We start from the raw sequence: 10,583 nt of genomic DNA, 5'->3' as shown, positions 1-10,583 counted from the left end.
GCGTGCCATGGCGATCAAACAATTATTAAAACGCACCAGTGGCTGGCTGTACCTCAATTCATCAGTGGGGCGCAGTCAACTGCACGGCGCCGGGGTGATCCTGATGCTGCACCGGGTGCTGGCCAGCGACCGCGCCGCTGACCTGCCCCACCGCAATGAATTGTGCGTCGGGCCAAAAGCGTTCGAGCACTTGCTGATCTGGCTGAAAAAGCACTTCGACTGCGTGCCGCTGATGGACATCCTGCAGCCCGGCACCCAGCGCTCGGAACGGCCAAAAGTGACGCTGACCTTCGATGACGGCTGGCGCGACAACGCCGTCAATGCCTTCCCGCTGCTGCAAAAATATCAGGTGCCGGCGAGCATTTTCCTGTCCACCGATTTCATCGGCAGCCGCCAGCGTTTCTGGTGGGAGAGCATCGGTGAAACCCTCTGGGGAAGCCATGGCGAAAAAGCCCGGCACCACTTGGTCGAGTGCCTGCAACAGGTCGGCCGACCGCTGCCGGTGTTGATGGATGACCTGGATATTCAGCGCCGCAGCCTGACGCTACTGCATTACCTGCAAAGCCTGAAAACCCTGGCACCGCAGGCGCTGAGTCGACTGACCGACGAGTGCCCCGAAGAGTCGTTGCCCCAGGCCCTGGACTGGCAGCAAGTGCGCTCGCTGGAAGCCTGCGGGCTGGTGCGCTTCGGTCCTCACGGGGCGAGTCATGCGATCCTCACCGGCCTCGACGATCAACGCCTTGATGAAGAACTCAGTCGCAGCCGCGATGCGCTGTTGAACGGCTGCAATCGGCCGCTGCCAGTCTATTGCTACCCCAACGGCGACCACGACGCGCGGGTTCGCCAGCACGTGGCCGACCACGATTTCGTGTTCGCCCTGAGCACCAGCACCGGGATTTATCGCGGCAACGGCGAGCCCTTCGCCTTGCCACGTTTTGGCGTCAGCCAGCGCACGGCGCGCAAGCCGGAGTTGCTCTCCTGGCGCATCTACCGCGGTGCCCGGCCATGAGCCGCAGCCACTACCTCAAGCACCTGGCCCTGAGCATGGGCACCAAATTGGCGATGATTGGCCTGCGCTTGCTGCGCAACGTGTTGCTGGCGCGGATTCTCGGGCCGAGTGAGCGTGGCTTGTTTGCGCTGCTCAGCACCCTGCCCGACTTGATCAGCGCCGCCACCAGCGGCGGCTTGAATTCGGCGGTGGGCTATCAGGCGGCCAAGCAACGGCCGATGGGCTTGCTGCTGAGCCAAGTGCTGGTGTTCGGCTGTTTACTCGCGGCGCTGTTGACCCTGTTGGTGGTCGCCTTGACCCGGGAGTTTGGCAGTGAACTGGACATCACCACACAACTGGGTTTGCTAGCCTGGCTGCTGCTGCTGGCGGTGCCGCTGACCGTACTCAAGAGTGGCTTGCTGACCTTGCACAATGCCTCGGGCGGCGTGGTCGCGTTCAATGCCTTGCGCCTTGTGGAATCCCTGGCACCGTTGCTGCTGTTTCTGGCGTTGTTCTGGATGTGGAAAACCGCCGCCCTGGAAGCGGCGCTGATCAGTTGGCTGGCGGGTCTCAGCCTGGTGGTGCTGGCCGGTTGGGTCTGGCTCAAGCGCGATCAACCGCTGAAGCTGCAATGGGACCGCGCCGGCCAGAACGAATTGCTGCGCTACAGCGCCCGCAGCCATCCCGACCTGTTGTTCCAGCAAGTGATTTTGCGTTCCGATTACCTGTTCATCGGCGCCTTGCTCGGCAGCACGGCGCTGGGTCATTACGCAATGGCCAGTGCTGCCGCCGAGTTGCTGCTGATCGTCCCGGAAGCGGTCACCACGCCACTGATGAAACGCCTGCTGCAACAAGACGAAGGCATGGACAAAGTCACCCCGCTGGCCCTGCGCCTGACCGCCACGGTGATGCTCGGTGCGTGCCTGACCATGGCCGTCATCGGTCAATGGCTGATCGTTACGCTGTTCGGCATCGCCTACCAACCGGCGTATCCGGCCTTGCTCGCCTTGCTGCCGGGGTGTTGGGGTTGTGCTATGCGAGCATCCTGCGCCTGGATTTACTCGGCAAGAATCGTCCCGGCACGGTGTCGCTACTGATGGGATTGGGTGCGCTGCTGAACCTGGCGCTGAACCTGGTGATGATTCCGGCTTATGGCATCGTCGGCGCCGCAGCGGCTTCGTCCATCGCCTACCTTGCAGTGACCATTGCGTTGCTCGCGATGTATTGCCGATTGAGCGGCGTGCCGGTCTGGCAAACCCTGATCATCCTGCCCAGCGACGTCGCACCGATGCTGCATATGCTGCAACGGAAGTCGGTATGAAACGGCTGGCGCTGCTGTTGGGGTTGGGCTTGGCGCTCGATGCTCAAGCGGCGACGATGCGCTGGGCGGACATTCGCGACGGCAGCCTGTACCTGCAAGCGGATCGCCCCGACACCGTGACCGTACGTTGGGTCCCGGCGTGGCAGGCGGATGCCAACGAAGAACACCTGTATTTGATCGATGGGCAGGGCAAGCTTGAGGGCGAACGCCTGATCGGCGCCAGTGAATTGCGCGGTACTCAGAGCTGGCCATTGGCGCCGGGCGCCGCCAGTTATCGACTGGAAATTCCGGGCTACAGTTTTCGCCGCTACAAGGTCGAACACGATGAACACACAGTGGCTTTGTTCGAACCGGCCAAGGTGCATTTCAGTGTCGAAACCCATGACGGCGATGAGTTGTATTTCAAAGTAGCCCGGGAGAACACGCGGTACTCGCCGGCAAGTTCCACGGTGGCGTCGGCGCCCTGCAGGCCCAACGGGTGAGCGACGGCCAACAACTGTCACTCGCGCTCAAACCCTATCGGGCCTATTGGCAATTCGATCAGGTCGCACTGCCGGTTGCCCAGACCGAACAAATCTGGCGCCTGCGTTTGCAAGGCAGCGGCAAAGCGGCGTTCTGGCTTGACGGTACGGCCAACCTGTTCGCGCAAACGGCGCAACAGCTCAAACCCCTGCGCGAAGACGACGGCCAGACCCGGTTGACCCTGCACAAGGACATCCTCGGCAAGACCCCGAACCTGGGGGTTGCCCTGCCCTACGTGATGCCACCGGCCGCCAGTTATGCGGTGCTCGATGCACTCAAGGCGAAAGCCGCCAGTTACTACAGCTTCGTCGACATCACCGCGAAAAACCCGCACTACGAAGATGCGTTCCGCCAGGTTTATCAGGATCGCTTCGGCATCACCCAGGACATCACGCTGTTAGCCGGCAGCCAACGCCAGGCCGATTTGCGCGCCGATACCCTGAGCAACAGCGGCCTCGACGCCTGGCTCGCCAGCACCCGCGCCCTCGGCGGCAACGGCACTCATTACATCGGCTTCGCCGACGAGCCGAATCTCAACTACCCAAGCTACGCCAACTACCAATCGATCTTCAACAGCATGGCCCGGCAAGTGCGCAGCAATCCGGCCAACGCCCGCGCCGGCATCCGCATCGCCATGCCGGCCAGTGCACGGCTGGTCAACGGCCCGTTTGCCGACAACGCTGCCGACAAGCGCGGCATCGATTGGGCCCGCCGTCTGCTGGCGGAATCAGGGGACAAGGTCGATGCCCTGGCCTGGCACGAATGGATGATTCGCGACCTGTTCGCCACGCGGGTCTACCGCGACAGCGTGCGCCGCGCCGCAGAGTTGGTGGGCCTCGACGCTCAAGGCCGGCCGCGCAAGGCATTGCTGTTGGACCAGACCAACATGTCCAGCGGCTCAAGCCTGAGCCCTTACGATCAGGAAACCCATTACGCCGCGTTGTGGTGGGCGTCGGTGGTGATCAATTCGTCCCAGGACGGTTTGCTGGAGATGCTCAATTGGTTCCAGGCCGCCGATGAGCCGAACTACCCCAAGGGCATGTTACGGGTACTCGGCGACGACCATTTCGAACTCAAACCCGTGGGCCTGGCCCAGCAGTTTATTCAGGAGCATTGGCTGGGCAGCGTGATGAGCCTGGAAAACGACGCGTTCGAAGTCGACGTGCTCGCCATGGCCGCCGACCTGCAACGCAGCCTGCTGGGCGTCAACAAAGGCACACGCTTGCAGCGTGTGGACCTGAGCGGCGCGGCGTGCCCGTTGAACAAAGGCTCATTGCGTTATTTCGGCACCGACAACCGCAGCCGCGACGCGCCCTATCGCTGCCAGGACGGTCGCGTCAGCTTCGAGTTGCCAGGACAAACCCTGTTTGCGTTGAGCTGGCGCGCGTCATGAAAGCCCACCGAATGTTTGACCGCGCAGGCCATTGGCCGCGCGCCAAGTCACTCCACTACGGTCAACGCCGTCAGGAGACTTAACATGTGTGCGATTGCAAAACTCAGAGAACGCATCCAGCAAAAAGGCCTGCGCTCCACCCTCAAGATCCTTTGGAAACACTACGCATTTTTCCACGACGAGCTGCTGTGGATGGAGAGGGACCTGATCAGCCCGGTCCCGCCGCACGCCCTCAGGCCTTATCCGCCGCTGCGGGTCGTCACCATCACCCCCGATAACGCCAGCGCCTTCGCGCGATACTTCGGCGACCGCGTCGAAACCATGGCGGAACTGGCCCGCGAGGGTTACACCGGTCACATGCACCTGGACGACCAAGGGGACGCGGTGGCCTTTATCTGGGGCGCGGCGCGCAACTATCACGACAAGCATTACTACGGCTGCTGGTTCCCGGTGAAGCCTGGGGAATTTTTCGAATTCGGCGGCGAGCTGACCCGCGCCTATTGGGGCACCACGCTCTCGGTGGACCTGCAACTGGAACTGTGGAAGGCCATGCAGGCGCAGGGTTGCAACAAGGTGGTGGATGTCTGCGAGTTCCACAATATTCCGGCGCTCAAGCTGCACATCCGCATGGGTTATCAAGAGCAAGGACGCATCATGAACGTCTACCAGCTGTTCGGCCGCTGGCGCTTCTACCGTGAAACCCGTTACAGCGGCTCGCGCCTGGATGCCTTGCGCAAACCATCGCGTCCACCTGTTGCAGCCACGGTGACCTGATCTTATGGCGACGCGATTCGAATGGCGCACTTCGCTGTGCACGCCGGACTTTCCGGCAGCGGCTTACGAAGCGCTGCGCCTGCGAGTGACGGACCACACGCCGTTCAACACCCTGGCCTGGTTGTGCGCCGCGGAGCAGGCGCTCAGCGACGGGCAGCGTCTGCACGTGCTGCTCGGCTGGCAGGATGATGAACTGGCGCTGTGCCTGCCGTTGGTGGCGTTGCGCGAACGCTTCGGCGGGCTGCCGTTCCGGGTGTTGCATCACCTCGGTTATCCGCTGACCGATCGCCTGGCGCTGCTCGCCTGCCTCGATGCCGAGAGCATCCGCAGGGCACTGATTGTGATCCGTCGTCGCGTGCCCCACGCGTTGATGCAACTTAACGAACTGTCCGAACCCACGGGTGAGGAAAGTGCCCTGGCGGTCTGGATGGCCCACAGTTCTACCGGTGAACGACGCCTGAGTTGCAAGGCGCCGGTGCACCTGATCAGCGAGGCGGATCGCCAGGAAATCTCGGGCGATCCGCGTTACAAACTGCGCCGCGCACGCAAACGCATCGCCGCGTGTGGTGCCCAGGTGCGGCGCATCACCCCGGACGCCTCGACCATGGGCCCGCTGTTGCAGGCCATCAGTGAAGTCGAAGCGGTGAGCTGGAAAGGCGATGAAGGCGTCGGCATCTTCGCCGACGAACGCCACCGACAATGGATGGAACGAGCCTTCACCGCCCTCGCCGCTCGCGGCCTGGTACGGGTGGTGGTGCTGGAGTTGGATGGGCGCTGCATCAGCTATCGCCTCGGCTTGCTGGAACAGGGTCGGCTGTACGACTACAACCTGGCGTTCCTGCCGCAATACGCCGATCTGGGCAGCGGCCGGGTGCTGCTCGAAGAGTGGATTCGTTGGGGCCTGGACGACAACTGGTGCTGGATCGATGCCTCACGGGTCAGTCTGGAAAACTCCAGCCATCAACTCCACGAGCGCATGACCGGGCAACTGGAACACTGGCGCTGGAGTTTCTATTCCTGGCGCCTCAGTGGCCTCACGCTGGGCTTGGCGCTGCGCGTCTGGCGACGGTTCAAACCGGCCTTGCAAACATGGCGGGCGAAACGCGCAGCGGCGGCTGTCACGGTCACCACGCCAGCGGCCAAGCCTGCGGCGACTGCTGAAAAAATCACGGAGGGCGAACATGCCTCGCCAAGTCATAGTCAACGCTGACGATTTCGGCCTTAGCCCGTGCGAAAACGCGGTGATCCTCGGTGCGTTTCAGGCTGGGATTATCAGCTCCGCCACTGCCATGGCCAACATGCCGGCGTTCGAAGCCGCCTGCGTCATGGCCCGGCACCCGTTGCTCAAGGGCCGGATCGGCCTGCACTTCAACCTTACTTATGGCCGGCCGCTGAGCCAGGGCATTCTCGGGCGTTCGACGTTTTGCGACCGCCAGGGCGAGTTCGACCTCAACCTGGCCCGCCACAGCCTGTGGATCAATCGGCTGGACCGTGAAGCGGTGATGGACGAGCTCGAGGCCCAATGGCAACGTTGCCTGGACAATGGCGTGCGACCCAGCCATATCGATTCCCACCAGCACGTGCATAACATCTGGCCCATCGGCGAAATCGTCGCGCGATTCGCCGCCCGGCAAGGGTGGCCGTACGGTTGGCGCGCAACCTGGGGCAAAACCTGAGCCTGCCCAAACGGGTGTTCAAGGGATTGCTCAATCGGCGTTTATTCAATCTGGCCGGGGCCGCGGCGGACTATGTCTGCACGCCGGTAGACCTTCGAAACGCCCCTGTGCCGACCGACGGTCTGCTGGAGATCGTCGCCCATCCAACCCAGCTCGGGGCCGACTTTGGTGACGCGTATCTGAATCCCGACGAGTCGTTGACACAGGTTTTAGAGCAGCGCCTTGCGGGCGTCGAGCGGGTGTCGTATGCCGTTATGAGCAGGGATTTCCAGACGGGGACCACTGCACTCGAATGAATTACATAGGTTGCAACCTGTTCAAGACCGGCGCTTTGACTTGAATGTGCAGCCTTGATCCAGGCCCATCAAAAGCGTCATCCACCACACCTTGGCTTGCGCCATGGAGGACTACATGAACGTTATCGGCAAACTTCGCGAACGAATCAGACAAAAAGGCCTCGGTAGTCTCTTCAAGGCATTCTGGAAGCGCTACGTGTTCTTCCATTGGGAGCTGTTGTGGATGGAGCGTGATCTGGTCAGCCCGGTACCGCCGCACAAATTGCGGCCCTATTCCGGCTTGCGCCAGGTGACCATTACCGCGGACAACGCCACGGCCTTCGGCAAACACTTCGGCGATCGCATCGGGACCATGGCCGAACTCGCCACCGAGGGCCACACCGGGCACATGTACCTGGACGAAGAAGGCAACGCTGTCGCCTTCATCTGGGGCAGCGTGCGCGATTACCACGACCGCCACTACTTCGGCTGCTGGTTCCCGGTCAAACCCGGTGAGTTCTTCGAGTTCGGCGGCGAAATGGCCCGCCCCTACTTCGGCACCAGCCTGTCGGTGGATGTGCAGGTCAACCTTTGGCAAGCGATGCAGGCCCAGGGCTGCAACAAGGTGGTGGACGTCTGCGACACCCGTAACATCCCGGCCATGAAACTGCACATTCGCATGGGCTACCAGGAGCAAGGCCGGGTTACCCATGTCTATGGCCTGCTCGGCGGCCGCTGGCGCTTCTACCGCGAAACCCGCTACCAAGGCTCACGCCTCGACGCATTGCGCAAACCGGAACGGCCGGTGGCGGCAGAGACGACGGCGCAGGCTTGAGAAATCAATCACGCGAACAAACCGCGTACCGTAGGAGCTGCCGAAGGCTCCTACAGGTGGAATGGGTACACCCGTTTAATCGGGTTGACCATGTGATTGCTTTCGCGAGCAGGCTCGCTCCCACAGGGGATCTTCGTCATTTGGAGCTCCAATGTGGGAGCGAGCCTGCTCGCGAAGGCGTCAGTCGAGACAACACATTCTACGGTTCGAAGAATCAGCGCTTCACCGCCACCCACGTAAAACACAGCGGCAACTGCGCCACCTGCCGTTCATAGCGGTCATACAGCTCCTCGCGGTTGGAGTGCGGGTACTCCTTAAAGTGGCTGATTTGCAATCCGGCGTCGATGGCGCCGGTGAAGATCGCCCCGAGGGTGTGCACAAACCAGTAGGACGGCGCTGCCGGCTGTTCGACTTTGCCTTCGTAGACGATCGGCTGATGTTGCACGAACGGCTCGCTGCGAAAGTAGGAGCTGTCGAAGCGATAGGGGTCGGCCGCCTCGGGGTCGAGCATCTCCAGGAACGGGTGGGTTTCGTAGATCACCAACGCGCCGCCGGGCTTGAGGGTTTGCGCGACGTGCCGGAAGAATTCGGCGATGTCCGGCATCCAGTTCAAGACACCGATGGTGATCAGCGCCACATCGAAACGCCTCTGAAGCTCGACAGGCAAATGATGGATGTCCGCTTCGATGAACTCAGCGTCATGAGGCGAACGGCTCGCCAATTCCCGGGCTTGCTCAAGAAAGGCTGCGGACTGATCGATCCCCACCGCACTGCGGGCACCCAATGCGAACAGCGAAAGGCTTTCACGGCCGTTGTTGCAGCCCAGTTGCACCACGTCCTTGCCATCGACACCGACCTGCTCCAGCACTCCGCGCAGGGTGTCATCGATGCAGCAAAAGTCTCGCTGACTAACCGCATCAAGCAGCGCCGGCCAGTCGGGATTGTCTTTGTGGTGTCTGGCAGAATCATTCCAGGCATCGCGGTTGCTGGCGATAGCCTGTTGTTTTGTCGGCAGGTCCATTGCGTACTCCAGATCTCGTTTTTATTGACCGGCACGAGTCTAGATCAACCCTTGGAAAAACCACATCAGGTCTTTGTCGGGATCTTGTAATCCGGATAACGTGGACGACGTAGCGAATGCCTTGAGCGTCAGTCCGGGGGCCAGACAGGGTTTAGCGCCGCCCGCCCTTCGTTGTTCTCTGACGAACGACCATCAGCCAACCGGCGCTTCTATCACTGACGCTTGTCCGGGCGCTCAAGACCGAGCTTTTCAATCCGGTAACGCAGCATGTCGCGGCTCAGGCCCAGCAAGCGCGCAGACTTGGTCACGTTCCAGTCGGTCTTGTCGAGCATCTTGCGCACCCTGTCTCGCTCCACTTGCGCCAGGCGCATCGATTCGACGCCATTATGGATGGGCCGAGGTTCGCTATACGGCGGCTCCGGCAACATCGGCGGCTCATCCGCCAGGCTCAAGCAGATGTTCAATTGGTGGGCTGCAATGGTGTCACTCTGGGCCAGCAACACGGTTTGCTCCAGCATGTTGCGCAACTCGCGCACGTTGCCTGGCCAGGTGTAGCTGAGCAGCAACTCTTCGGCCTGGACGCTGAAGTACAAGTGCGGTTTGCCATAGCGTTTGCCGTGGCTGGCCAGGAAGTGCCGGGCCAGCAGCAGCACGTCTTGCCCTCGGGCGTGCAGGCGCGGCACCTTGATCGAGATGATCCGCAAACGGAAAAACAGATCGCGGCGAAACTTGCCCCTCTGGACCCTTTGTTCAAGGTTGCAATGGGTGGCGACGATCACCCGTAAATCGACTTTTCGTTCCTTCACCGAACCGACCCGGCGAATGGTTCGGTCTTCCAGCAGTTTCAGCAGTCTGGCCTGCAGCAACAGGTCCATCTCGCCGACTTCATCGAGAAACAGCGTCCCGCCGTCGGCGGCTTCCACCAGCCCGACCCGGCGGCCCTTGGCATCGGTGAAGGCGCCCTTTTCGTGGCCGAACAGCTCTGATTCCACCAGGCTGGACGGAATCGAGGCGCAGTTGAATTCGATAAAGGGCCCCTTGGCGCGCGGGCCGTCGAAGTGCAGCATCCGGGCCACCAGTTCCTTGCCGGTGCCGGTCTCACCTTCCACCAGCACCGGCGGCAGGTCGGTATTGGCCATGCGGCGCTCGGCATCGAGCAACTGGCCGATGGTATTTTTCAGGTCGTGCATCGGCGCCGATTCGCCAATCAACGCCTGCATCCCGAACTTCTGCGCCTCGCGTTCCTGATAGAACGACAGCATGCGCTCCATGCGGTCGGTGGCCAGGGCCGTGTCCAGCAGCAACTTGAGCTCGGGCAGGGCCACCGGTTTGGTGACGTAATGGAAAGCGCCCTCTTTCATCGCCATCACGGCATCTTCGACGTTGCCGTATCCGCTCATCATGATCACTTTCAGATCCGGCGCGCTGATGTGCAGCGTCTGGATCAGGTCGTGGCCGCTCATGCCCGGCAACACGTTGTCGGTCAGCAGCACGTCCGGGACGAAGGTGCCCAGTTGCTCCAGTGCGTCCTCGGCCGAGTGGCAGACCATCACCTCGAAGTCCTCGCCCTTCAGGTAGGTCTGAATATTCTCGGCGAGGATTTCGTCATCCTCGACCAGCAGTATGCTGTGCTCCATATTCCCCTCCCGTGGTCACTTTAGCGTCGAGACAAACGCGGATTCCTTCCTGCTTCTGACGGGTCAATACGACCGCGCCCTGGAGGGGAGTGTAGGTCGCAATAATCGTGATTGACGGGCCAATGATCCTATTTAGCCGCT

Annotated in this window: 6 protein-coding genes and 3 pseudogenes; 7 read left to right on the top strand and 2 right to left on the bottom strand. The window is 61.7% G+C overall.

The genetic code is table 11. The annotated features are described in order from the left end of the window. Positions 1–7: 7 nt before the first annotated feature. The 7 genes and pseudogenes from JFV26_RS01130 (at position 8) to JFV26_RS01100 (ending at position 7,784) form a co-directional block, all read left to right on the top strand. Complete coding sequence (locus tag JFV26_RS01130; protein WP_201188966.1) at positions 8–1,009, top strand: polysaccharide deacetylase family protein; 1,002 nt, start codon at positions 8–10, stop codon at positions 1,007–1,009. After that, positions 1,006–2,309 (top strand): annotated as a pseudogene (locus JFV26_RS01125) (lipopolysaccharide biosynthesis protein). Before JFV26_RS01130 ends, JFV26_RS01125 begins: the two are co-directional and overlap by 4 nt. Next, positions 2,306–4,224: pseudogene (locus JFV26_RS01120) on the top strand (hypothetical protein). The pseudogenes JFV26_RS01125 and JFV26_RS01120 overlap by 4 nt, the downstream one beginning before the upstream one ends. An 84-nt stretch (positions 4,225–4,308) precedes the next feature. Further along, on the top strand, positions 4,309–4,998 hold the full coding sequence (locus JFV26_RS01115) for an N-acetyltransferase (RefSeq protein ID WP_201188960.1): 690 nt from the start codon (positions 4,309–4,311) through the stop codon (positions 4,996–4,998). A gap of 4 nt (positions 4,999–5,002) precedes the next feature. Further along, a complete protein-coding gene (locus tag JFV26_RS01110; protein ID WP_201188958.1) occupies positions 5,003–6,208 on the top strand; it encodes a GNAT family N-acetyltransferase in 1,206 nt (401 codons plus the stop codon). Further along, positions 6,180–6,970: pseudogene (locus JFV26_RS01105) on the top strand (ChbG/HpnK family deacetylase). The gene JFV26_RS01110 and the pseudogene JFV26_RS01105 overlap by 29 nt, the downstream one beginning before the upstream one ends. Positions 6,971–7,085: 115 nt before the next feature. Continuing rightward, positions 7,086–7,784 carry an N-acetyltransferase gene (locus JFV26_RS01100; RefSeq protein WP_201188956.1) on the top strand — a complete coding sequence of 233 codons (699 nt, stop codon included), beginning with the start codon at positions 7,086–7,088 and terminating at the stop codon, positions 7,782–7,784. 214 nt (positions 7,785–7,998) lie between these two features. Here JFV26_RS01100 and JFV26_RS01095 read toward each other — a convergent pair whose 3' ends face one another. Then, positions 7,999–8,805, bottom strand: a complete 807-nt coding sequence (locus JFV26_RS01095) for a class I SAM-dependent methyltransferase (protein WP_201188954.1) — start codon at positions 8,803–8,805, stop codon at positions 7,999–8,001. Positions 8,806–9,017: 212 nt separating this feature from the next. After that, positions 9,018–10,442, bottom strand: a complete 1,425-nt coding sequence (locus tag JFV26_RS01090) for a sigma-54-dependent transcriptional regulator (protein WP_201188952.1) — start codon at positions 10,440–10,442, stop codon at positions 9,018–9,020. Between the last annotated feature and the right edge of the window lie 141 nt (positions 10,443–10,583).

This window comes from Pseudomonas sp. TH31, assembly GCF_016650815.1.
GTDB lineage: Bacteria > Pseudomonadota > Gammaproteobacteria > Pseudomonadales > Pseudomonadaceae > Aquipseudomonas.
This window is presented reverse-complemented; position numbering and strand designations above follow the sequence as displayed.

Coding starts and splice junctions, on each gene's coding strand:
- JFV26_RS01130 (WP_201188966.1), top strand. CDS start 8: ATGGCGATCAAACAATTATTAAAACGCACCAGTGGCTGGCTGTACCTC.
- JFV26_RS01115 (WP_201188960.1), top strand. CDS start 4,309: ATGTGTGCGATTGCAAAACTCAGAGAACGCATCCAGCAAAAAGGCCTG.
- JFV26_RS01110 (WP_201188958.1), top strand. CDS start 5,003: ATGGCGACGCGATTCGAATGGCGCACTTCGCTGTGCACGCCGGACTTT.
- JFV26_RS01100 (WP_201188956.1), top strand. CDS start 7,086: ATGAACGTTATCGGCAAACTTCGCGAACGAATCAGACAAAAAGGCCTC.
- JFV26_RS01095 (WP_201188954.1), bottom strand. CDS start 8,805: ATGGACCTGCCGACAAAACAACAGGCTATCGCCAGCAACCGCGATGCC.
- JFV26_RS01090 (WP_201188952.1), bottom strand. CDS start 10,442: ATGGAGCACAGCATACTGCTGGTCGAGGATGACGAAATCCTCGCCGAG.